23 protein-coding genes are annotated in these 24,323 nt (G+C 33.9%); 12 read left to right on the forward strand and 11 right to left on the reverse strand.

Annotated features, from left to right (window positions below):
- Nucleotides 1-9: 9 nt before the first annotated feature.
- From AC3WRL_RS08785 to AC3WRL_RS08800, 4 genes are all read right to left on the reverse strand, one after another.
- Nucleotides 10-351, reverse strand: a complete 342-nt coding sequence (locus AC3WRL_RS08785; protein WP_214830550.1) for a hypothetical protein — start codon at nt 349-351, stop codon at nt 10-12.
- The gene (locus AC3WRL_RS08790; protein ID WP_492330115.1) at nt 348-2,396 is read right to left on the reverse strand and encodes a S9 family peptidase; all 2,049 of its coding nucleotides are present in this window, start codon (nt 2,394-2,396) and stop codon (nt 348-350) included. The genes AC3WRL_RS08785 and AC3WRL_RS08790 overlap by 4 nt, the downstream gene beginning before the upstream one ends.
- Before the next feature lie 169 nt (nt 2,397-2,565).
- Nucleotides 2,566-3,306, reverse strand: coding sequence for a uroporphyrinogen-III synthase (locus AC3WRL_RS08795; RefSeq protein WP_214831314.1), 741 nt, complete (start codon nt 3,304-3,306; stop codon nt 2,566-2,568).
- Between the two features lie 12 nt (nt 3,307-3,318).
- Entirely contained in the window at nt 3,319-4,083 is a 765-nt protein-coding gene (locus AC3WRL_RS08800; protein ID WP_315941733.1) for a DUF4271 domain-containing protein, read from the reverse strand.
- Here AC3WRL_RS08800 and AC3WRL_RS08805 point away from each other — a divergent pair.
- The 4 genes from AC3WRL_RS08805 (at nt 4,064) to AC3WRL_RS08820 (ending at nt 7,466) form a co-directional block, all read left to right on the forward strand.
- The gene (locus tag AC3WRL_RS08805) at nt 4,064-4,780 is read left to right on the forward strand and encodes a polyprenol monophosphomannose synthase (RefSeq protein WP_214830557.1); all 717 of its coding nucleotides are present in this window, start codon (nt 4,064-4,066) and stop codon (nt 4,778-4,780) included. The genes AC3WRL_RS08800 and AC3WRL_RS08805 overlap by 20 nt on opposite strands.
- The gene (locus AC3WRL_RS08810) at nt 4,777-5,145 is read left to right on the forward strand and encodes a DUF4296 domain-containing protein (RefSeq protein WP_214830559.1); all 369 of its coding nucleotides are present in this window, start codon (nt 4,777-4,779) and stop codon (nt 5,143-5,145) included. Before AC3WRL_RS08805 ends, AC3WRL_RS08810 begins: the two co-directional genes overlap by 4 nt.
- Before the next feature lie 68 nt (nt 5,146-5,213).
- Nucleotides 5,214-6,344, forward strand: a complete 1,131-nt coding sequence (gene tgt, locus AC3WRL_RS08815) for a tRNA guanosine(34) transglycosylase Tgt (protein ID WP_261510812.1) — start codon at nt 5,214-5,216, stop codon at nt 6,342-6,344.
- 9 nt (nt 6,345-6,353) lie between these two features.
- Nucleotides 6,354-7,466, forward strand: coding sequence for an LptF/LptG family permease (locus AC3WRL_RS08820; RefSeq protein WP_492330116.1), 1,113 nt, complete (start codon nt 6,354-6,356; stop codon nt 7,464-7,466).
- On the opposite strand, the gene AC3WRL_RS08825 is transcribed toward AC3WRL_RS08820, so the two are convergent.
- Entirely contained in the window at nt 7,460-8,173 is a 714-nt protein-coding gene (locus AC3WRL_RS08825; RefSeq protein ID WP_492330117.1) for a biotin--[acetyl-CoA-carboxylase] ligase, read from the reverse strand. The genes AC3WRL_RS08820 and AC3WRL_RS08825 overlap by 7 nt on opposite strands.
- Nucleotides 8,174-8,259: 86 nt before the next feature.
- On the opposite strand from AC3WRL_RS08825, the gene rsfS reads away from it, so the two are divergent.
- From rsfS to AC3WRL_RS08850, 5 genes are all read left to right on the forward strand, one after another.
- Nucleotides 8,260-8,628: a ribosome silencing factor gene (rsfS, locus tag AC3WRL_RS08830; protein WP_200242114.1), complete on the forward strand. Its 369-nt coding sequence runs from the start codon at nt 8,260-8,262 to the stop codon at nt 8,626-8,628.
- A 15-nt stretch (nt 8,629-8,643) separates the two neighbouring features.
- Nucleotides 8,644-10,632 (forward strand): ATP-dependent zinc metalloprotease FtsH, encoded by a 1,989-nt coding sequence (ftsH, locus tag AC3WRL_RS08835; RefSeq protein WP_214830567.1) that lies wholly within the window; start codon nt 8,644-8,646, stop codon nt 10,630-10,632.
- A 134-nt stretch (nt 10,633-10,766) separates the two neighbouring features.
- A complete protein-coding gene (locus AC3WRL_RS08840) occupies nt 10,767-11,348 on the forward strand; it encodes a lactate utilization protein (protein WP_261510817.1) in 582 nt (193 codons plus the stop codon).
- A 25-nt stretch (nt 11,349-11,373) separates the two neighbouring features.
- Complete coding sequence (locus AC3WRL_RS08845) at nt 11,374-12,246, forward strand: phosphatidate cytidylyltransferase (protein ID WP_214830571.1); 873 nt, start codon at nt 11,374-11,376, stop codon at nt 12,244-12,246.
- Between the two features lie 4 nt (nt 12,247-12,250).
- Nucleotides 12,251-12,904 carry a phosphatidylserine decarboxylase family protein gene (locus AC3WRL_RS08850; protein ID WP_492330118.1) on the forward strand — a complete coding sequence of 218 codons (654 nt, stop codon included), beginning with the start codon at nt 12,251-12,253 and terminating at the stop codon, nt 12,902-12,904.
- A 146-nt stretch (nt 12,905-13,050) separates the two neighbouring features.
- Here AC3WRL_RS08850 and AC3WRL_RS08855 read toward each other — a convergent pair whose 3' ends face one another.
- From AC3WRL_RS08855 to AC3WRL_RS08870, 4 genes are all read right to left on the reverse strand, one after another.
- Nucleotides 13,051-13,401, reverse strand: coding sequence for a DUF1801 domain-containing protein (locus AC3WRL_RS08855; protein ID WP_492330119.1), 351 nt, complete (start codon nt 13,399-13,401; stop codon nt 13,051-13,053).
- Between the two features lie 23 nt (nt 13,402-13,424).
- Entirely contained in the window at nt 13,425-15,263 is a 1,839-nt protein-coding gene (locus tag AC3WRL_RS08860; protein WP_492330120.1) for an ABC transporter ATP-binding protein, read from the reverse strand.
- A 54-nt stretch (nt 15,264-15,317) separates the two neighbouring features.
- A complete protein-coding gene (locus AC3WRL_RS08865; protein ID WP_492330121.1) occupies nt 15,318-16,241 on the reverse strand; it encodes a M28 family peptidase in 924 nt (307 codons plus the stop codon).
- 176 nt (nt 16,242-16,417) lie between these two features.
- Nucleotides 16,418-16,807, reverse strand: a complete 390-nt coding sequence (locus AC3WRL_RS08870; protein WP_214830589.1) for a DUF4293 family protein — start codon at nt 16,805-16,807, stop codon at nt 16,418-16,420.
- A 143-nt stretch (nt 16,808-16,950) separates the two neighbouring features.
- On the opposite strand from AC3WRL_RS08870, the gene rho reads away from it, so the two are divergent.
- Nucleotides 16,951-18,750 (forward strand): transcription termination factor Rho, encoded by a 1,800-nt coding sequence (gene rho, locus AC3WRL_RS08875; protein WP_492330122.1) that lies wholly within the window; start codon nt 16,951-16,953, stop codon nt 18,748-18,750.
- 177 nt (nt 18,751-18,927) lie between these two features.
- On the forward strand, nt 18,928-19,524 hold the full coding sequence (locus tag AC3WRL_RS08880) for a superoxide dismutase (RefSeq protein WP_492330123.1): 597 nt from the start codon (nt 18,928-18,930) through the stop codon (nt 19,522-19,524).
- 52 nt (nt 19,525-19,576) lie between these two features.
- Here AC3WRL_RS08880 and AC3WRL_RS08885 read toward each other — a convergent pair whose 3' ends face one another.
- Nucleotides 19,577-19,999 carry a DUF6146 family protein gene (locus AC3WRL_RS08885; RefSeq protein WP_261510828.1) on the reverse strand — a complete coding sequence of 141 codons (423 nt, stop codon included), beginning with the start codon at nt 19,997-19,999 and terminating at the stop codon, nt 19,577-19,579.
- Between the two features lie 31 nt (nt 20,000-20,030).
- Nucleotides 20,031-21,218 (reverse strand): endonuclease/exonuclease/phosphatase family protein, encoded by a 1,188-nt coding sequence (locus tag AC3WRL_RS08890; RefSeq protein ID WP_492330124.1) that lies wholly within the window; start codon nt 21,216-21,218, stop codon nt 20,031-20,033.
- 221 nt (nt 21,219-21,439) lie between these two features.
- On the opposite strand from AC3WRL_RS08890, the gene AC3WRL_RS08895 reads away from it, so the two are divergent.
- Nucleotides 21,440-24,307, forward strand: coding sequence for a carboxypeptidase regulatory-like domain-containing protein (locus tag AC3WRL_RS08895; protein WP_492330125.1), 2,868 nt, complete (start codon nt 21,440-21,442; stop codon nt 24,305-24,307).
- Nucleotides 24,308-24,323: the final 16 nt, after the last annotated feature.

Consider the following 24,323-nt stretch of genomic DNA (forward strand, 5'->3'; position numbering starts at 1 on the left):
CATTTCATTTTATATCAGTTCTTCGTCCTGAAAATACTGAATAATTGCTTTTTTCATGAGCAATGTCTGTTCGTTGGTTCGTAATTCCGGAAGATCCTCCAATTTTTCAAACTGTGGCCATCCATCTTCATAATGCGTAAATTTATAATAACCAAACGGTTCTAATAATCTGCAAACAGCAATATGAAGGATATTTAATTTATCGTCTTTTGAATATTTTTGCTGACCACTTCCCAATTCCTGTAAACCAATTAAAAACAATACTGTTTCAATAGGTGGATTTTTTTCAGTCTCAAAATTCTCTTCAAAAAACTGTTCTATTTTTTTCCAATATTCGGATTCGTTAATCATTCTTTTTTATTTTCTAATTTCAATAGAAATGCATATTCCAATGCATCTTCTTTAAGTGATTCAAATCTTCCACTCGCTCCGCCATGTCCTGCACTCATATCGGTTTTAAAAAGTAAAAGATTGTCATTGGTTTTCAGCTCTCTTAATTTTGCCGTCCATTTGGCTGGTTCCCAATATTGAACTTGAGAATCATGCAAGCCTGTTGTGACAAGCATATGTGGATAATCTTTAGCTTCTACATTGTCATATGGAGAATATTCCTTCATATAATGATAATATTCTTTGTCATTCGGATTACCCCATTCATCATATTCCCCTGTTGTTAAAGGAATTGTTTCATCCAGCATTGTTGTTACAACATCTACGAAAGGAACCTGTGCAACTATACCATTAAATAAGGTTGGTTCGTAGTTAATAACTGCTCCCACTAATAATCCACCGGCACTTCCACCCATCGCATAAAGATGGTTAGATGAAGTGTAATTTTCCTTTATTAAATATTTCCCCGCATCTATAAAATCAAAGAATGTATTCTTTTTAAACAACATTTTCCCATCTTCATACCATTCTCTGCCTAAATATTCTCCACCACGGATATGTGCGATGGCATAAATAAAACCTCTATCTAAAATGGAAAGTCTTACATTAGAAAAACTTGCATCTACGGTATGTCCATAACTTCCATATCCATATAATAGTAAGGGTGTATTTTCAGATTTTTTGGTGTCTTTATGATAAACCAGGGAAATGGGAATTTTTGCTTCTCCATCTCGGGAATCTGCCCAAATTCTTTCAGAAATATAATTTTCAGGGAAGAATTTTCCACCCAAAACTTCCTGTTGTTTCAGAAGTATGGTTGTTTTGTCTTTCATATTATATTCGTAGGTAGAACTTGGCTGTGTTAAAGAAGTGTAGCCATAGCGTAAAATCTCTGTGTCAAATTCTAAATTAACGCCGATATAAGCGGTATAGGTAGGATCTGAAAATGGGAGATAGTAAGATTCTTTGGTTTTTTCTTCAATGATCTTTATCTGTAACAGACCTTGCTCTCTTTCTTCAAGAACAAGATAATCTTTAAATATTTCAAAACCTTCCAGTAAAACTTCGGCCCGATGAGGAATTACATCCACCCAGTTTTCCATTCCGCAATTGTCGATTTTAGCTTTTACAATTTTGAAATTGAAAGCTTCATCAGCATTGGTGATGATGTAAAATTCATCTTCATAGTGCTCTACTGAATATTCCAGATCATCTATTCTAGGCTGAATGATCTTCCAGTCGGCAAAAACATTGTCGGAAGGAATAAAACGATGTTCATCAGAAATAGTGCTGGAGCTCGCAATAAAAATGTATTGTAAAGATTTTGTTTTGAAAACATTGACATCAAACGTATCGTCCTTTTCATGGAAGATTAAAATGTCTTCTGATGGCTCTGTTCCCAGTTTGTGTCTGTATACCTGAAATGCACGTAAACTTTCATCCTTTCTGATGTAAAAAACGTGTTCGTTATCATTGGCCCAAACTCCTTTTCCTGTTGTATTCTCAATTTTATCTGAAAGAATTTCTCCAGTTTCTAAATTTTTGAAATTGATCGAATAAATTCTTCGTCCCACATTGTCGGAAGAAAAAGAAGCTAATTTATTATTGGGGCTTACAGCAATACTTCCAACTTCGAAAAAGCTTTCTCCCTCTGCAAGGATGTTGACATCAAGAATAATCTCTTCAGGGTTTTCCAGGCTCTTATATTTTCTACAGAAAATAGGATATTCTTTTCCTTCTTCATAGCGAACCATATACCAATACCCATTAAAAAAATAGGGTAGAGATTCATCATCCTTTTTGTAACGGGATTTCATTTCTTCATAAAGCTCCTCCTGAAAATCTTCAGTTTCCTTCATCATGAAGTCTGAATAAGCATTTTCCTCTTCAATATATTTTATAACTTCAGGATTCTCCCTTTCATTAAGCCAGAAATAATTGTCTGTCCTTTTATCGCCGTGTATTTCGAGTATTTTTTCTATCTTTTTTGGTTGGGGAGCTTTCATCCGGGGTATTTTAATTTTTTATTGGTTCGAAAGAGCATCATTTTATACTTTCACTTTGAAAAATATATGCAGACATTTTATTCAATATTAATTTTTGTTCAAATTTAATTAAAAAAAAGCCATCTTTCCTTTTATTGAAAGACGGCTATATTTTATGTGATATTAAAAACTACTTATGAAGGCTTTTAATATATTTTTCAAGTGCCATGGTCATGGATGGTGTTTCCTTGGTAGGAGCCATTACATCTACTCTTAATCCCGCTTCTTCAGCTGCATTTAAAGTAGTATTTCCAAAGACCGCAATCTTTGTCTCATCTTGTTTGAAATCTTCAAAATTCATCTGTAACGATTTGATTCCTTGTGGACTGAAGAATATCAACATATCATAATCTTTAATATTGATATCGCTTAGATTACTGCATACCGTTCTGTACATGATTGCTCTTGTCCAGTCAATATTTGCAGTGTCAAGTGTCTTAATCGTATCCGGACTTAAAACGTCTGAAGACGGTAATAGATATTTCTCAGTTGGAAATTTTTTGAAAAGAGGTAATAGATCTGAGAAGTTTTTCTCCCCAAAGCTGATTTTTCTCTTCCTGTAGACGATGTGTTTTTGAAGATAGTTAGCAATCGCTTCAGACTGGCAGATGTATCGCATCGTATCCGGAACAGCAAAACGCAGTTCTTCAGCTAGTCTAAAGTAATGGTCTATCGCATTCTTACTGGTAAAGATAATGCCAGTATACTGCGTTAGATCTATTTTTTGTGTTCTAAGTTCTTTATTGTCAACTCCCTCTACGTGGATGAACGGACGGAAATCAATCTTTATTTTTTCCTTCTTCGCTATATCCAGGTATGGAGAAGACTCACTAGGCGCTGGTTGAGAAACCAATATAGACTTTATTCTCATCATTGACTTTTATTAAAAAAATAACAATTTCCAAAGCAACAATAATGGCGCTATTTGGAGGGTGCAAATATACAAAAATTTATAATACCATTTTTCAGGTAAGATGTTGTTCTTGTGAAATAAATAGAAAAAAACCTTAAAAATAAACACAAAAGAAAAGAATGCTAAATAGTAAAAAAATATTTTATTTCTGTCAATTGGGAAATAATAATGGGTAACACACAGAATTATTAATAAAAATGAAAGAATGAAATAAAATTTAGTGGAGGTAAAGTAAAAAATTAGCCATTTTTTTGTGTCTCCTATACTTTGATAAAATAAAAAGCCTAAAGTAGATTTTGTTAAATAAAAAAGACTGATTGCTGATAAACAATATCCAAATTTATTCATTTGATACCCCAATACTTGTAAATCGGCAATATATTTAGGGACAACTGGAATGTATTGTGATAATAATACAGCTAAAGTAAGTGTGATTACACAGGATGTGATGATCCAGCTAGCTAAATTATTACTGGCATCAAAATATTTTTGAAGCAGAAAATCTTTTAGATTGGCGCCTCTTTCTACGATATTAATCATGAAAAGATATAAAAATATGCAGCCCAGCAATATAAAGATCACCCAATCATTGTTCTCAGGAATCCTTACATGGTTTACGAAATTTTGTGATAATAGCAACCGATTGTTTTTTGCAAAATTATAGAATATTTTGTATAAAATAAAAAGGTTAAATAAACTATCTTTGCAAACTGAAATGAAAAAACTCGTCATCATTCCAACTTATAACGAAAAGGAAAATATTGAAAATATTATTTCCAAAGTTTTTGCATTGGAAGAAGACTTTCATATTCTTGTTGTAGATGACTCCTCTCCTGACGGAACGGCAGAAATTGTAAAAGATCTGCAAAGAAGATTTTCTCATGGTCTTCACCTTTCAATAAGGCATGTAAAAGACGGCTTAGGGAAAGCTTATATTCATGGGTTTAAATGGGCACTTCAAAATAATTATGATTATATTTTTGAAATGGATGCAGATTTTTCTCATAATCCAAATGATCTACCCAAATTATATGAAGCTTGCTTAAACGCAGATATGGCAATTGGTTCGCGTTATTCAAAAGGAGTAAATGTCGTAAACTGGCCAATGGGAAGGGTATTGCTTTCCTATTTTGCATCCAAATATGTAAGATTTATTTTAGGACTGCCTATTCATGACACTACAGCTGGATTTGTCTGTTTTTCGAAAAAGGTTTTGGAAAATATCGATTTGGAGAATGTAAGGTTAAAAGGTTATGGTTTTCAAATTGAAATGAAATTCAGAACTTTTAAAAAAGGCTTCAAAATTGTAGAGGTACCTATTATTTTTACCAATAGAATTTTAGGAGAAAGTAAAATGAATGGCGGAATTATTCATGAGGCCGTTTTTGGTGTTTTAAATTTAAAATGGAAATCATTAATTAACAGATTATGAAAAAATTGATTTTTCTTTTTGTTTTGATGTTTGTATTTTCTTGTAAGAAATACGTTGATACACCTAAGAATCTTGTTTCCAAAGATAAAATGTCTGAAATACTGGCTGATCTTGCAATCAATGATCAGGCAACTTTTATGTTTCAGAATACGAATTTAGAGAGTGGAACAAGATATGTTCTTAAGACCCACAATGTAAAAGCCGATGACTTTGTAGAAAGTTTTAAATATTATGTTGTCGAACAAAAGATGACTGATATTGCTGATGAAGCACAGAAGATAATACTAAAAAAAGATCCTAAAGCGGATAAATATGTAAATGATAAACTAAAGAAGAATAAAAATCTTCCCACTTTGTCAAACTAATTTAAATGTAGAAAGCGCACCAGTTGGTAATGTAAAAGCCAGTGGCAATGAATTAATAAAACAGAAGAATGAAATTTTTTAATATAGAAAAAACCTCTGAGGGGAAAGCTAGAGCCGGAGAACTTACTACCGATCACGGTAAAGTTCAGACGCCTATTTTTATGCCGGTAGGAACTGTTGCGAGTGTAAAAACGGTTCACCAAAGAGAATTAAAAGAAGACATTAAAGCCCAAATTATATTAGGGAACACATACCACCTATATCTTCGTCCAACAATGGATGTCATGCAGGAAGCAGGAGGGCTTCATAAATTCATGAATTGGGATCTTCCTATTCTTACGGATTCAGGCGGTTTTCAGGTGTTTTCACTTTCAGGAAGCAGAAAAATGTCTGAAGAAGGAGTGAAATTTAAATCTCATATCGACGGAAGCTATCATCTTTTTACACCTGAAAAATCAATGGAGATCCAAAGGCAGATCGGGGCAGATATTTTTATGGCTTTTGACGAATGTGTTGCTTATCCTAGTGAGTATAACCAGGTAAAAGCGTCCATGGAAATGACACACCGCTGGTTAAAAAGATGCATTGACTGGAATGAAAAAAATCCTGAACTATACGGTCATAAACAAAGGTTTTTCCCTATTGTCCAGGGTTCTACATATTCTGATTTAAGAAAAATTTCCGCTGAGGTTATCTCGGAAGCAGGAGCGGAAGGAAATGCAATCGGTGGTCTTTCTGTAGGAGAACCAGAGGAAGAAATGTACAGGATCACAGATGAGGTAACAGATATTCTACCTAAAGAAAAACCCAGATATCTGATGGGAGTTGGTACTCCATGGAATATTTTGGAATCGATTGGATTAGGAATCGATATGATGGATTGTGTAATGCCTACAAGAAATGCAAGAAATGCTATGCTCTTTACATGGCAGGGAGTAATGAATCTAAAAAACGAAAAGTGGAAGAAAGATTTTTCGCCTTTAGATGAGTTTGGGACAAGTTTTGTAGATAAAGAATATTCAAAAGCATATGTCCGCCATTTGTTTGTTTCAAAAGAATACCTTGGAAAGCAGATAGCATCCATTCATAATTTAGCTTTTTATTTAGATTTGGTAAAAGTTGCGAGAGAACATATTATTGCTGGCGATTTCTATGAGTGGAAAAAATCAGTTGATCCTATTCTTAGACAAAGATTATAAAAGAAGATTATGTTTACAATTATAGATAGATATATCATAAAAAAATATCTTGGAACTTTTGGTTTCATGCTCATATTGTTGTCTATAGTTGTTTTAGTAATCGATGTCCAGCAGAAGATCCCAAGGATTGAAAATGCAACGGCTATTGATGCTAAATTAAATTTAACCTATTTTCTTGTCCATTTTTATCCGTTCTGGATCATCAATCTGGTCATGACATTTTTGTCTATTTTGGTTTTTATTTCGGTAATTTATTTTACCTCCAGAATGGCACATAATACTGAAATTGTTGCTGTTATCAGTAGTGGTGCCAGTTTTCACCGTTTTGCAAAACCATATTTGTTGACCTCATTGTTTATTGCATTTCTGTCTCTTGCAATCAATCATTTTGTGTTGCCCTGGGCAAATATTAAGAAGAATGAGCTTGAGGCATATACATACAACGCAGCAAATAAAGAAAAGGTCTTAGGAACGGCTCCTGTTACGGCACAGCTTAGCAGAACAGAATATATTTTTATCAATTCATGGAATAAAAGAGAAAGGAGAGGTTCCGGTTTTATATTTCAGAAATTTGATAAAAACAGAAGGATGCTTTATGAACTAAAGGCATCTGACGTATATTGGGATGTACCCAAAAAACAATTTGTTTTGAATAACTACGCCGAGAAAACCATCAATAAAAATAATTCTGAAAAACTAGCGAATGGACCCGAATTAAGAAAAAGCTATGGCCATGCTCCGGAAGAGCTCTTTCCAAATGAGTTATTAGGACAAAATAAAACAACTCCAGAACTTTTGAAATTTATTCAGCGGGAAAAAGAAAAAGGAAACAGTAATCTGAATACCCATTTGAATGAATTGTATCAAAGGACTTCAATGCCTATTTCTATTGTTATTCTGACGTTTTTAGCGCTTTCTCTTTCCTCACAAAAGAAAAGAGGTGGTCTTGGAATTAATTTAGCAATTGGGATCTCTCTTGCCTTTATTTTTGTGTTTTCATTTGAAGCATTAAAGGTAGTCTCGGAAAATAAAAGTATGTCTCCAGCACTGGCTATGTGGTTTCCGAATCTTATCTTTTTACCTATTGCGTTATATCTATATCTGAGAAGAGCAAATCAATAGAGAAGCTTAATTTCTTTGTGGTAAAAAGAACGTATACCTTCTTCCAGTTTGATCCAGATTTCTCCCTTTTCATCGGAGAATTTTATGATGCCATTTTGTCTCTTTTTGTCGATCTCGAAAACAGAAATTTCATCTTTTCTAAATAGATTTTGATTGAATTGTTTCATTATTTCTCCCTCTGAAGGAATATTATTCAGTTTTTCAACCAGGAAATCATGTAGCTTTAAAGTGAATTCCTCAAGATCGAATTTTCTGCCTGTCAGCGTTAGAAGTGAACCAGCATTGGAAATTTCATCAAACTTCTCCTGAAGAATATTTATTCCTGCTCCAATGATGAAATAATTTTTTTGATTAATTTTTTTCTTTTCGATCAATATCCCTACTATTTTCTTACTTTTAAGAATAATATCATTGGGCCATTTTATCTTTACATCACTTTCAGTCATATTGGCAAGGAAATCCCTGATAACAATTGCGGTATAATAATTGAACATAAAATCCGTGAGCTTGAAATGATTAGTGCCTACAGCTAGTGTGTATGCGAGATTTTTTTCAGCTATGGAAGACCATGTATTTCCGTATTGACCGCGGCCTTTAGTTTGGTTAAATGTATGTAAAGCAATAAAATCTGAATTTTCGTAAAGTAAAAACTTTGAAATTTCGTCATTAGTAGAAGAACACTCTTTTAGATAGAATAGTTGAGCCATTAAGAAAACTTTAAGACTTTAAAGGGTTAAAAGTAAGGCTAAAGTAAAGAAAAAACAATAAATTTGCAGATTATAGTATTTTTTTAATGAATAAGACAGTAGAAAAGCAAGAATTAATAGATAAAATCGTTGAAGCTATCCAAGATGTAAAAGGAGAAGACATTATGATCTTCGATCTTTCCAACATTGAAAACTCAGTGGCAGAAACGTTTGTAATATGTAGTGGAAACTCAAACACACAAGTTTCTGCATTAGCAGGAAGTGTAGAGAAGAAAGTGAGAAACGAACTTCAGGATAGACCTTGGCATGTCGAGGGAACTGATAACGCAATGTGGGTTTTGGTAGATTACGTAACAGTAGTTGTTCACATATTCCAAAAACAGGTACGGGAGTACTATGATATTGAGGAATTGTGGGGTGATGCTAAAATTACCAAAATTGAAAATGAAATTTAATTTTAAAAAGTATAAATGAACAATAAAGGATTTAACTGGTTTTTTCCAATTGCAATCATAGCACTTTTGTTATTTTTTGGATCCAATTTTTTAGGAGACAACAGTGCAAAAGCTATCGATGAAGATGGTTTCTTCAGAGAAATGCAATCGGGAAAAGTTCAGAATATTATTATATATAAAGACACTGAAAAGGCTGACGTATTCCTGACTCAGGCTGCTAAAACGGCTATGGTGAGTAAGACCGCCAAAGAAAACAATCCGTTATCAGCATTCGAAATGGCTCCTAAAGCAGATTACACTGTAAAATATGGAGACCTACAGCTTTTCCTTCAAAAATTTGATCAGATAAGAGCAGATAATGCGACTATTAAGACCACAAAAGATTATGGTGCAGGTAAAAATCCTTTTATGGATATTTTATTTTCAGCATTGATATGGATTGCTATTTTGGGATTATTCTATTTCCTTCTTTTCAGAAAGATGGGGGGTGGCGGAGGACCTGGAGGACAAATCTTCTCTATTGGTAAATCCAAAGCAAAGCTTTTTGATGAAAAAGAAAGAATTCAGGTAACATTTAAAGATGTTGCAGGATTAGAAGGCGCCAAAGAAGAAGTACAGGAAGTTGTAGATTTCTTGAAAAATTCTGAAAAATATACAAGACTTGGAGGTAAAATTCCAAAAGGAGTTCTATTGGTAGGTCCTCCGGGAACAGGTAAAACTTTATTGGCTAAAGCAGTAGCAGGAGAAGCAAAAGTTCCTTTCTTTTCACTTTCCGGTTCTGACTTTGTGGAAATGTTTGTTGGAGTAGGTGCATCAAGAGTAAGAGATCTATTTGCCCAGGCAAAAGCGAAGTCACCAGCAATTATCTTCATCGATGAGATTGATGCAATCGGACGTGCCAGAGGGAAGAATAATTTCTCAGGAGGTAACGATGAGAGAGAAAATACCCTGAATCAGCTTCTTACTGAAATGGATGGTTTCGGAACGGATGTAAATGTAATTGTAATGGCTGCGACCAATAGAGCGGATATCTTAGATAAAGCCTTGATGAGAGCAGGACGTTTTGACCGTTCGATCTATGTGGATCTTCCGGAATTACATGAAAGAAGAGAAATTTTTGATGTTCATTTAAAGAAGATCAAATTGGATGAAAATGTAGATAGAGACTTCTTAGCAAAACAGACACCAGGATTCAGTGGAGCTGATATTGCAAATGTTTGTAATGAAGCAGCACTTATCGCAGCAAGAAATAGTCATACATCAGTTACTAAACAAGATTTTCTTGATGCTGTAGACAGAATCATCGGTGGACTTGAGAAGAAAAACATGGCTATCAAGCCTTCTGAAAAGAAAAGAGTGGCTTACCATGAAGCAGGTCACGCTACAATTTCTTGGCTGGTTGAGCATGCGTCACCACTTTTAAAAGTAACGATTGTTCCAAGAGGACGTTCTTTAGGAGCAGCTTGGTATCTTCCGGAAGAAAGACAGCTTACTACTACAGAACAGATGTTAGACGAAATGTGTGCTACATTAGGAGGTAGAGCAGCAGAGCAAGTAATATTTAACAATATTTCAACAGGTGCGCTTTCTGATCTTGAAACTGTAACGAAAAGAGCTCAGGCAATGGTTACGATCTACGGATTAAGCCCAAATATTGGTAATATTTCTTATTATGACAGCTCAGGGCAATCTGAGTATAATTTCGGAAAACCTTATTCTGAAGAGACAGCAAATAAAATTGATGTTGAAATAAAATCAATTATTGAAAATCAATATCTAAGAGCAGTGCAGATTCTTGCTGATAATAAGGATAAACTAGATGCTTTGGCAGGTAAACTTTTGGAAAAAGAAGTGATCTTCCGTGAAGATTTAGAGGAAATATTCGGAAAGAGAGCATGGGACCCTGAATTAACAGAGAGACCTGTAACGAATACCATTCCATTATTAAAGGAAAAAGAGGAAGAAAGTGAAATTCAGGCTCCTGAGAGTCCGACTCAACTTTAAATCCTTAAAAAATAAAAGAAATAAAACCTGGTAATTTCAAAATTGCCAGGTTTTTTCATATTTAAAGCTACATTTTTAGAATCTATTATAATTTATTTTCTATTTTTGTATAAAGTTGACTAAAAAAACATAAGTTGAGTTTATTTAAAAGAATTGTAAGCAAACTAACCAACCAACCTGAGGAAGATGATAGCCAGAGTTTGGAGAAGCTTGGGGATTCGCTAAAAAATGCGGATCTCGACTATAAGTTTGCGCAGTTATTTACGCATTCGGGTGGTTTTTTTAATTATTGTGCAGACGAAGCGGAGGCTCTACAAACTTTAAATCAAATTATTAAAATTGAAGGTATTCACAATATGTTCTGCTGGGATAAGGAACTTCAGAATTTTTTGACTGTTGTGAAAACTCCCTGCACTTCAGAATTGGAACATTCCAATGATGCGGCATTTATTACCTGTGAGTATCTTATTGCTTATGATGGAAGGATCATGCTGTCGCATAATAATATTCTTCATTACCATTCTTCGAGATTGCCTAATAAAATTATTATCATGGCTAATGTTTCGCAGATTGTAAATAATCTTAATGATGCAATGGGGAAAATAAAAAGGAATGGTAATATTAAAAACCTAACCTCAATTAGCGGAAGTCAATCAAAATTAGATACCTCTTCTAATTCTAACACAAAACTGTTTTTATTGCTGCTTGAAGATTAAGCATCAATTTTCTAAATTATACATTTTGGACAAAAACCTCATTCAAAGAACAATTTCGGGTATTGTTTACGTGGCAATTATTATCCTCTGCGTAACTCCACTCGGAGCCCAACTGATCAATAGCATTTCTCCGGATCTCGTTAAACAGCAATATCTATATTATGGATTGATCACATTTTTAATGGTGGTTGGATCGTGGGAGTGTGTAAAGATCATGAAGTTTGGAAAAGGATATGAAAAATGGATCGTATTTCCGGTTGTTATGATTATCTTTTATATGTTCTCGAAGAGATATTTTTACCATGATTTCTTTTTTGATTTTAGATTAAGTGAAATATTAGCCCTGTCTTTAATAGCAATTGCTGTGGTTACTTTATTTAAATATCCTACCGAATTATATTTCGACAGTGGTAAATTGATTTTTACGGTCATTTACGTGGCTTTGCCTTTTAGTTTTGCTCTTGGTCTTCCGAAGTATTCCAGTTATGATGATAAGTTCTCTTTAGAAGTGTTGTTTCTCTTTATTTTAATCTGGAGCAGCGATACCTTTGCCTATCTCACAGGAAAGTTTTTTGGAAAACATAAAATGGCGCCTAAAATATCTCCTAAGAAAACCTGGGAAGGCTACGCAGGAGGTGTAATCTTAACCTTAGTTCTATCTTATTTTATTGAAAAATATCAACATGATCTCCGTGGAAACTGGATGGTTGTTGGATTCTTAGTGGCTTCTTTTGCTCCTTTAGGGGATTTAGTAGAAAGCCAGCTCAAAAGAAATTTTGGTGTTAAAGATAGTGGAAACATCATTCCGGGACACGGTGGTGTATTAGATAGGCTGGATAGTTTTTTAATCTGCGTTCCTGTCGTATATTTGTACTTTATTTTAGAAAAATTTATTTAGACTCATGAAATTACATAGAGAATCAAAAGGAACGATTACAGCAGCAACAATACTTTTCATTATAATTGGTGCTTTAGCGATTTATTTTCTTAAAATGTGGTCGCTTTTGATCATTATGCCTTTACTCATTATTTACAGTTTAGTATTTTGGTTTTTCAGAGTTCCTAACCGTGAGATTCTTGATCATAAAGAGAATGTAATTGCTCCGGTAGACGGGAAAGTAGTAATGATTAAAGAAGTTGACGAAACAGAATTTATTAAAGGAAAAGCAATTCAGGTTTCCATTTTCATGTCTCCTTTGAATGTCCACATCTGTAGATATCCTGTTTCAGGAGAGGTAATTTATAAAAAATACCATCCAGGAAAATACTTAGTGGCATGGCACGAAAAATCTTCTACAGAAAATGAAAGAACAACTATTGCTATTGAAAGTTTAACAAATCATAAAGTGGTATTTAGACAAATTGCAGGATATGTAGCAAGAAGAATTGTTTTCTACTGCAATGAAGGAGATCAGGCAAAGGCAGGTCATGAATTTGGTTTTATTAAATTCGGTTCAAGAATGGATGTTTTCCTGCCCCTAGATACAGAGATCATTTGTAAGATTGGAGATATAACGAAAGGAGGTATTGATGTGATCGCAAAAATGAAGGAATAATTCAATTGAAAAATATATAAGAGAGCCGTTTCAAAAAGAAGTGGCTTTTTTTATTATTAATTACAAATGGCAGCATTTGTTTTAATCATTGAGTATACAGTTTTTAGCTACTATAGACCTTGTTAAGTAATCAACTCTACTAGTTTTTATACTCTAATGAGCTGTTTTACTTCATTAATAAGGCTTAAAATAAGTTCAACAGGTAAATCCTCTTCCATATCAATTAAAAGGATTTTAAACTTCTTTCTGCCTTCCTGGATCAACTCCGGGGCGTTCAATCGGTCCCCGTGATAAAAACTGATGTAGTGCTTTTTATATTTTTTACTATAATATAAATAACAAAGCATCTTCTTTTTGTATTTGAAAAAAGGTAATCCAAAGCTCAGTGTTTCTGTAATGTTCTCCAGATCAGATTCCAATATCTTTTTCCGTAAATACAAAAGAGTACTTCTATCAGGTTCTTCAATTCTGTAGAAATACTCTTGTATGGGATTCATTTTAAAAATTAATTTAAAAGGATTTAATCAAAATTTTGAAGCTCAACTAATTTGTGATAAACACCTCTCTTTGCAATCAGATCATGGTGGCTTCCTTGCTCTACAATATCACCTTTTTCCATCACTACGATCCAGTCGGCTTTCTGTATAGTTGAAAGTCTGTGTGCAATGACTAATGATGTTCTGTTTTCCATCATTTTCTCAAGAGCATCCTGAACGAATTTTTCAGATTCCGTATCTAAAGCTGAAGTAGCTTCATCTAAAATCATAATCGGTGGGTTTTTAAGAACCGCTCTGGCGATAGAAACCCTTTGTTTTTGTCCTCCGGATAATTTACCACCATCGTCTCCAATATTGGTGTCATAACCATTTGGAAGCTGTGTGATAAAAGTGTCCGCGTTGGCCACCTTAGCCGCTGCTATAACTTCTTCCTTGGTTGCTTCAGGTTTCCCCATCAGAATATTATTGTAAACCGAATCATTAAATAATACAGATTCCTGTGTTACCATTCCTAAAAGTTTCCTATACTCCTGTAGTTTTAAATGCTTAATGTTAGTGTTATCAATTAAAATTTCACCTTCAGAAACATCATAGAATCTTGCTAAAAGATTGGCAATTGTTGTTTTTCCACTTCCGCTTTGTCCGACTAATGCAACAGTTTTTCCTTTCGGAATCGTTAAATTAAAGTTTTTAAGAATTAAATTATCTTTATCATAATAAAATCCGATGTCTTTGAAATGGATGTTATTTTGAAGAGTAAATATTGAAACGGGCTCAGCCACTTCTTCAATTTTAACGTCTGCATCAAGAATTTCCAATACTCTTTGTAAAGAAGCTTCTCCTTTCTGAACGTTAGAGATAGCTGTTGATAAGCTCTTTGCCGGAGGTAGTATCTGGAAGAACATTCCTAAGAAAACTAAGAAATCGGCTGGCGAAATGCTTTGTTCAACAATGATCTGTTTTCCTCCATACCATGCGATGATCAAAAAGGTGATTGATCCCAGAAATTCGCTCATTGGTGATGCCAATTCCTTCTTTCTACCTAGGCTTATTGAGCTGGATATCCATTTGTTCATCGATTGCATGAATCTACTGTCCATTATTTTTTCAGCATTAAAGATCTTGATCACCTTTGATGATTTCAGAGTCTCATCTACAATGGAAAAGATGGTTCCCATTTCCTGCTGAGCTTCATGAGAATCCTTTTTTAGACTTTTCCCTACCAAAGCGATCATTGTTCCCATTACGGGTAAAACCAATAAAGAGAAAAGTGTCATTTCGGGGCTTAAGAAGAATAAAGTCACCAAAGTACTGATCAACATAAATGGTGCATTGATCAGTTCGATCAAACTGCCTAAAATATTCCCCTCAACTTCACCCACATCATTTGACATACGGGACATAAGGTCACCCTTTCGGCTTTCAGTAAAAAACGAAACAGGTAAAGAAAGTATTTTGCGGTACATAGCACCACGAAGATCTTTAGTAACCCCTACACGGTAATTAATTAAAAGAAAAGATCCGAAATACCGGAATGCATTTCTCAAAAGAAACATAAAAGCAGTAATGATACAAAGCCATGCAAGAACTTTCAGTGAACCGTAATTGGTTACCAGACTTTGCACGTAGTAATTGGAGTAATCTTTTAAGTAAGAGAAGAAATCAATAATATCTCCCGAATAAACAGGAGCTGATTCATATTTTTCAGGTTTTATAGTGCCGAAAAGCATTCCCAAAACCGGTAGAATAGTCCCTAGCGAAGCTATTTGAAATACAGAATACATGATGTTGAAAAATAAACTTCCGTAAATGTATTTCTGATGGGGTTTTGCGAATTTTAATATTTTTATATATTCGTTCATTTAATGAAAAAATTGGAAAAGCAAAATTACGTAAATTTAAAAGAGTAGACGTTCTTAATTAAATTTTACTTTATCGTTATACTTCGGAGCGAAATTTTTAGGACTTAATTTATCCAAAGTCTTTCCAAAATTATTAATGATTTGAGTAAGGTTATCAAAGTCAACAACATTTACATCATCATTTACCTGATGATAATGTTTTATTTTACTCATATCAGCTGTAGAAATAGAATGGGCAATGATTTTCTTTTTTACAAAACTTACGTTGTCCGACCTGTAGAACAACTGTTCTGCTGCATAAGGATCAGGATGTATTTTTAAACCTTCTGCTGCATTTTGATTAAATAATTCATCAAGATCAGAAAATTCGTCTCCAGTCATAAAAAGAGCATTTTTCCCAAACTCCGACTCTGTTGCTACCATTTCAAAATTGAAAAGAGCATACAAATTGTTGTAAATAGGATCTAGATTTTTGTCCTTTGAAATTGCTTGAGAACCCAGCATTCCTTTTTCCTCTCCATTAAAAGCCATAAAAAGCATAGAGAATTCAGGTTTTTTATTTCTAAAATAATCTGCAATTCCTACAAGAGTTGTTATTCCACTTGCATCGTCGTCAGCTCCATTATAAATATTGTCGCCGCTTTTGTTGTTTGTTCCTATATGATCAAAATGTCCCGAGAAACCCAGATATTTATCGGTTTTCCCTTTTTTAACTCCACATACATTATAAACTGTCTTTCCCTTATAATCAAAAGAAATAAGGTAAGAGTTTCCTGTGCAGTATTCAAGATTATTTTCTTTAAAAAGTTTGGCAATATAATTCGCGGCATTGTCATTCTCAACTGTTCCTATTTCTCGGCCCTTCATTTCATCTGACGATAGTGTTGAAATAACAGTATTGATTCTTTCTTTTGAAACTTCTTGAGCAAAAGTTATTACTGAGAAAAACGAGAAAGCGAGGTAAGTTATTTTTTTCATTGGAATCATAATTTTATAGATCTATATGTCGCAGATTTATTTAAAATGTTGCATCGATATAAAAATAAATTTATGGAAAATAAAGAATAGCATCTAAAAATTAAGCCTTTAAAGAATTTGAAATAAAAAAAACAGCTCCAAAAAGAAGCTGTTCTACTCAAAAAATCGTTGTAAGGTTATCGAAGTCTGTCTACAGATTTCACGAGCCTCTCATCTTTACGGATATAAATGTTTGAAATGAACAAACAAATAATCGCGATCAACGGGAAAACAGGCTCAATACCCTTCTCAGGAAATTGAATTCCTCCGGATAAGTTTAGTAACCAGTAAATCAATACACCAATCAACAAAGCGTTTATAATGATGCTGATTGTGTTCAGCAAAATTTGTCTTTTTCTGTTTTTAAAGCTGAATACACTTAGTAATCCAACCAAAACAAGTACAATAGATGCACTATCTATAACAGGTATATTGCCAAAAATAGCAACATCTTGTCCTGTGATGAAAAGAAAAACAGCAGCTAAAACTGCCAGAAAAGTCCATATAGTTTGTATTCTTTGTAGCATTGAACATTAAATTCTTGGCAAAAATAACATAAATTTTGCACAATTCAAAAATAAGTGTAGATTTGCATTATACAATGTACTTGAAAACAAAAGTCGCCGGACTTACTTTTCTTACTCACAATTAATTACATTTTTACATACATATGTTTAACATTGAAACGTTAAGGTCAAAATCCGTAACGGAATTGACTAAAATCTTAAGAGATTTGGGCGTTAAAGTTGCAAGAAACAGCACTGAAAATGATAAAATTTTTGCTGTTCTTGATTTTCAAGCTTCTAACCCTAAAGTTACAAAAGATTATTTCAACACCACAGAAACCAGTATAACTGCTGAAGATAAAACGGTGGAGAAAGAAATTAAGGCTCCTGCTCCTGCCAAGAAAGCTGCCCCTAAGAGGACAGCAAAACCTAAAACGGAGGTTACAGCACCAACAGAAACAACACCAATTACTGATGATAAAATAGAAGTTGTCTCTGAAACACCAAAACAGGAAGAAGTTATATCTTCGGCAACAGAAGAAAATTCTGCTTCATCCCAGGCAAAGAAAAAAAGGAAAAGAGTACTTCCTAATAACAATACAACAGAAACTGCTGTTCAGGAAAAAACAGAAATTCCTAGAAATACAGAAACTCAAGAGCCTGTTTCAACAGAAGAAAAGCCTAATAATCCTCAACATCAGGCAAGACCTCAAAAAACACACAATCATCCACAAAACAGTGGAAATCCTCACAAAAATCAAAACCAGAACCCGAATCAAAACCAAAATCAGAATCAAAACAGACATTCTGATAAGGAAGAGCACCACGAATCTAAAAAAGAATTCCATTTTGATGGAATGGTTAGTATCGAAGGAGTTCTAGAGATTTTACCAGATAATTACGGATTCTTGCGTTCTTCAGATTTTAGTTATATTTCTTCTCCTGATGATGTGTATGTTTCAACGGCACAAATCAGAAATTTTGGATTAAAAACAGGGGATACTGTAAAAGGTATTGTAAGACTTCCAAAAGAAGGTGAGAAGTATTTCTCATTATTAAAACCAACGGAAGTTAATGGTCGTGATTTAGCATTTATTAAAGACCGTGTTGCTTTTGAATATTTAACACCTCTTTTCCCTGAAGAGAAATTTAATCTTACAGGTAGCAATTCTACTATTTCCACAAGAATTGTAGATCTATTTGCACCAATTGGGAAAGGACAGAGAGCAATGATTGTTGCACAGCCTAAAACGGGTAAAACAATGTTGCTTAAAGATATTGCTAATTCCATCGCTGCCAATCACCCGGAAGTGTATATGATGGTTCTCCTTATCGATGAGCGTCCTGAGGAGGTTACGGATATGGAAAGAAGTGTAAATGCAGAAGTAATTGCTTCTACATTTGATGAAGCGGCAGAAAAGCATGTAAAGGTGGCCAACCTTGTGTTAGCTAAAGCTCAGAGAATGGTTGAATGCGGACACGATGTGGTCATTTTATTAGACTCAATTACAAGATTAGCAAGAGCATATAATACCGTTACACCAGCTTCAGGAAAAGTTCTTTCAGGAGGGGTGGATGCTAACGCTTTACACAAGCCGAAAAGATTCTTTGGAGCGGCTAGAAAAATTGAAAACGGAGGTTCTTTGACTATCATTGCTACAGCTCTTATTGATACTGGTTCAAAAATGGATGAAGTTATCTTTGAAGAATTTAAAGGTACAGGTAACATGGAACTTCAATTAGATCGAAAAATAGCGAACCGAAGAATTTATCCAGCAATTGATTTGGTATCTTCAAGCACAAGAAGAGATGATTTACTTCTTGATGAAGTAACTTCGCAGAGAATGTGGATTTTTAGAAAGTATCTTTCTGAAATGAATCCTGTGGAAGCTATGGAATTCGTGAATAAAAATATCAAAGGAACTCTTAATAATGAAGAATTCCTGATGTCTATGAATAGATAGATTAATTTAATATTGTTAAATAAAAAGCACAGATTTTAAAATCTGTGCTTTTTACTTTCAAATAGTACTATTTGAATCTAATCTGTCAATGTTAAAGATTTATTAAAATAATCCGCTATTTTTGATAATCGGTCAATTATTGGCTAACTTTGAAATATAACATTAAAAATAAAAAATATGTCATTTGAATTACCAAAACTAGGATATGCATATGATGCATTAGAGCCAACTATTGATGCAAAAACTATGGAAATTCACTATACAAAGCACCACCAAGCTTATATAGATAATTTAAATAAAGCAATTGAAGGAACTGAGCTTGCTGGAAAAACAATTGAAGAAATCTGCCAAACAGGGACTGATAAGCCTGCAGTAAGAAATAATGGAGGTGGTCATTTTAACCACTCTTTATTCTGGGAGATTTTAACACCTGGCGGAAGCAAAGAACCTGTAGGAAATGTAAAGGCTGCAATTGATAATTATGGTGGTCTTGAGAAATTTAAAACTGATTTTTCTGATGCTGCTAAAACAAGATTTGGTTCTGGATGGGCTTGGTTGATTAAAAACGGAGACGGATCGGTTTCTGTATCTTCTACACCAAATCAAGACAACCCACTAATGCCTGTTGCAGATGTTAAAGGAACTCCTGTTTTAGGATTAGATGTTTGGGAGCATGCTTATTATTTAAACTATCAAAACAGAAGACCTGATTATGTTTCAGCATTCTTCAGTGTAGTAAACTGGGATAAAGTTGAAGAATTCTTCAATAAATAATTTTCAATTATTATAAAATAAAAAAGGTTCAGAATTTTCTGAACCTTTTTTATTAAAATCGTGTGACATCACTGCCACTAAGTCCATTCATTCTTAGTCCATATTTCCAGTTGACGTAGGCAAAAACCTGATACAATTTATATTCAAACTTTAATCCGTAATTTTCTCGTGGATCATAGCTAATTGATGATTCAATTACATTTCTATATTTTCCAGAACTGAAGTAGGAATTCCACTCACTTACCAGATTTATATTTCTAGATTTCAAATAAGACTCCGAATATTGGTTCATTGGTTTTGCAATAGCGCTTAAAAAATAATCATACTGGGTATCTAATACATCAATATCCCATTCCCCATCGTCATTCTTTGATGGTTTTATTTCAGACTTTTCTTTGTCAGTCTTAGATTTATCTTGTGAAGAACAGCTAAAAGGAAGACAAAATATTAGCAATAAAAGGATTAAATTTTTCATACTCATAAAGTTACATAAAAAGCCATTTACATTATGGTTCTTTTTGCAGAATGACAAATGCAGGAAAATGATCACTGTAGCCTCCTGTGAATTGATCTCCATTCCACGATCTGAAAGGATAGCCCTTGTAATTTCCCTCTTTATTAATAAGATAAGCCGGAGCATAAACTTCAGTTCTGTAAACTGAATATTCTTTGGTTAGCTGAGCAGAAATTAGATTTTTTGACACAATGATCTGATCAAATAGATTAGGTACATCCCTATAAGCCAAAGAAGCAACTCCTTTTTTATATAAAGGGAACATAAGATTTAAATATGGTGTGCTTTCGTTAAGATCTTTGAGTTTTCCTACGGCCTTTAGATGGTTTTTTAAACTTGAACTGACAGGGTCATCATTAAAATCTCCCATTGCGAAAAGTTTCGTAGAAGGATCTGCTGTCCTTACACTATCCATCTGTTGTTTTAAAAGGAGTGCGGCAGCATTTCTTTTAGGCAGAGAGATCGCTTCACCTCCTCTCCTAGAAGGCCAGTGATTCATGAAGAAAGCAACTTTTTCATTATCCAAAAAGCCTGTTACCACTAAAATGTCCCTCGTATACTCCCTTTTCCCATTTTCGTTAAAAATTTTCAGTTCCTTTTTTAAAGAATTTGTAATGGTAAATCTTCTTTTTTGATAGATCAAGGCAACATCAATTCCCCGATAATCGTAAGAATTGTAATGAATAATCCCGTAATCATATTTGGCTAACGCTGGTTCTTTTATGAGATCTTCTATCACTTGTCTGTTTTCGATTTCTATGAGACCCACTATTGCAGGTGCTGTTTTTGTATATTGAGATCCGAGCTCAGAAATTACTTTTGCTTCATTTGCAAGTTTAGTCTTATAAATCTGGGTGTTATAGTTTTTGGAACTATTTGGTGTAAATTCTTCAGAGCTTATTTGGTATTTTACAACCTTCTTTCCTTTTAATAAGGTGTCATTCCATTGTCCGTCGTATTTTTCTACGGTTAAAAATTTAATCGAATCAAAAGGAATACTTCTGTGAAAGGCAGGATTACTAATTGATTTCGTCCCATCTATGTAGTCAGCAGATCTAATTGTATCCATAAGATTCTCTACATTTAGGAAACCTATAGCTACAACTTTTCTAATATTCCCTTGCTGTGCAAAAATTATTACTGAAAAAAGAATAATTAAAAAGCTTAAATTTTTTTTCATCATATGTAAAATTAATTGGTTGTCATTATTTTTTAAACCGGTTTTGTATTTAAAGTTTAAAATGATCAATTCGATTTTTTTTGTGTTTTTGCTGAGATCTTATATTGGTAATATAAAACAATTTTACATAGTATTTAGATTGTAAATTTTGTTAAATTTATAGATGCCCATTTTTTTAAAGAATAGAAAATGAGAGCAAAACAAGAAAAAAACATACACTTATGATGAAAAAACTATCATTAGTCTCTTTGTTTACTTTACTTCCCACATCTCATTATTTTGCTCAAACTACAGTGTTCGGGTATCTAAAGGATGATGATGGAAAACCCATTGAAAGGGTAGAAGTAGATTTGCAAGGGAGCGAAAATGATGCAACGGCAGATCAGATTGGATATTTCCAATTTGTCGATTTACAGTCGGGACATTATCAAATTGTAATGACGAAATCCAATTACGAAATCAAAGTAATGGAGTTCGATATCACGGATGACGAAAAAAGGAAGGATTTAGGAATCATTACCCTATATTCTAAGCTTGCTAATTTGGATCAGGGCCTGGCTATTATAGACAGCAATAATGACGATGATGGCAACAATCAGACCTCTACCGTAGGACTACTTCAATCCTCTATGGATGTTTTTAGTAGAATTGCAGCATTTGACTTAGGATTTTACTGGTTCCGACCAAGAGGAATAGATGGAAGAACTGGAGAGATTATGCTGAATGGAGTTTCGATGATCAAGTTGGATAACGGAAATGTAGATTTCGGAAACTGGGGTGGCTTGAATGAGATTACAAGATATCCTGAAATTTCTGCAAATCATGCACCATCCGAATATACCTATGGAGGGAATAGTTCTGTGATTTATAAAAATACGAAAGCAGGTGAATATAGGAAGGGCTTCCAGTTTACTCAGTCTTTAACCAATAGGAATTACAGAAACCGAACATCTTTGCGTTACAGCTCAGGAATGAATAAAAAAGGCTGGGCATTTACAGTAATGGGTGCCAGGAGATGGGCTGAAGAAGGGATTCAAGAGGGAACTTTTTATAATGCATATTCTGCTTATTTAGGGATTGAAAAAAGAATTAACGACAAACATAGCATAACATTTAATTTTATCGGAGCTCCTTACCGGAGATCTACTGCAAGCCCTAGCACACAAGAAGTATATAATTACAGAGGAGTTCATTACAATTCTTATTGGGGATATCAAGATGGTAAACAGAGGAGTGAGCGGATTAGAAAAGGTTTTCAACCAATATTCCAGATCCAGGACTTTTGGAAAATTGATAAAAAATCAAGTCTTTGGACTTCTGTTTCCTATCAGTTTGGAAAAGATAAGGGCTCCCGGTTAGACTGGCAGAATGTGCAGAATCCTTCACCTACTTATTATAGAAATCTACCCAGTTATTATAATTCTTTGAATCCTAACGCTTCAGTTCCTACTAGTTCTGGTGAAGTACCGACTAGTGTACAGGATGGATATCAGACCTCTTTAGCTACTTGGACTTCCGGAGATACAAATGTTACTCAATTGAATTGGGATAATCTTTACAGGAGAAACAAGCAACAACCTATTGAAAACTATTATGGACGAACTGGTAAAAGAGCTTTATATTATCTTGTTAATGATGTGAGTGATGATAAAATCTTTAATGTATCTACTCATTTCGTCCGCAATTTTAATGAGACAACCAAGTTTTTACTTAATGTATCATATCAGAACTATCGTTCCGAATTATACAGACAAGTAAAGGATCTCATGGGTGCTGATTTTGTTTTAAACCGGGATCCTTTTGCGGCAACCAACCAGCCCGGAAAATCTGGTTTATTTAATGAAGGCGAAAAGAATGTTACCAAACAGATTGGAGACAGAATGACATACAATTATATCTTCAGAAGGCAAGAGATAAAGGTAAATCCTGGATTGAAATTTATAGCTGGGAAATTTGATTTATTTGTTACAGCTCTTGCAGGATATTCAACTTCAAGCAGGGAGGGGTTGTTCAATCATTATTTGTATAAAGATTCTAAAGGAAAGAGTGCAGATTACAACTTCTGGAATTATGGTTTGAAGGGGCAAGCCATTTATAAATTAAATGGAAGGAATTTTTTTATATATAATGGAGCTTATTATTCTCAGGCGCCTTCTCTTGAAGATCTGTTCATAAATCCGAGGGTAAATAGCTCGACAGCTCCCAATATCAAGAACATGGTTATAAGGGCAAATGACCTTAGCTATGTCATGTCTTCTCCATTTCTGAAACTAAGGCTAAGTGGGTATTTAGTTGATACAAGTAATGAAACAACAGTACAAAGATTCTTTGCAGATGGTATTCAATTAAATAATATTGATGATCAGGGAAATGAGACATCAGTGCAGAGCGCTTTTATAACCCAGATAATGACTGATGTGAAAAAAAGAAATTTAGGTGTAGAGCTAGGGATTGATGCTAAAATTACTCCAACCTTATCTTTACAGGGACTAATAAGTTATGGACAGTTCACTTATCAGAATGATCCTGTCACTTACTTCGCTTCAGATGCAGCAGGTGTTTTTTCCAACGGTCTTTCTTATATGAACGTAGGAAAAGCATACATTAAAAATTATCGACAGGGAGGTACCCCACAACAAGCCTATTCCTTTGGGTTTAAATATAATTCACCTAAATACTGGTGGTTTGGGGGCAACTGGAACTATTTTGATGATAGTTATCTGGATCCTTCGGCATTAATAAGAACAGAATCATTTGTCCAAAATAATAATTCTTCAACTCCTTATTATAACCTGACAACATCTGAATTAAGAAGGGTATTAAAGCCGAATAAATTACCATCTTCATTTTTCTTTAATGCGAATGCTGGTAAATCGTGGTCTATCAGGAAGTATTATGTTTTGCTTTCGGCCTCAGTAAATAATATTATGAATAACAAAAGATATATTACTGGAGGTTTTGAACAAACAAGAAATGCTAAATTCTCAAATTTTATGCAAGATAATGACAGAGAATTTACTTTGTTCGGACCAAAATACTGGTATACTCAGGGAAGATCTTATTTTGTTAACCTGCAATTTAGATTTTAGCACTTATCATTAACTA

The organism is Chryseobacterium sp. FW101-FHT12H09 (assembly GCF_058790395.1).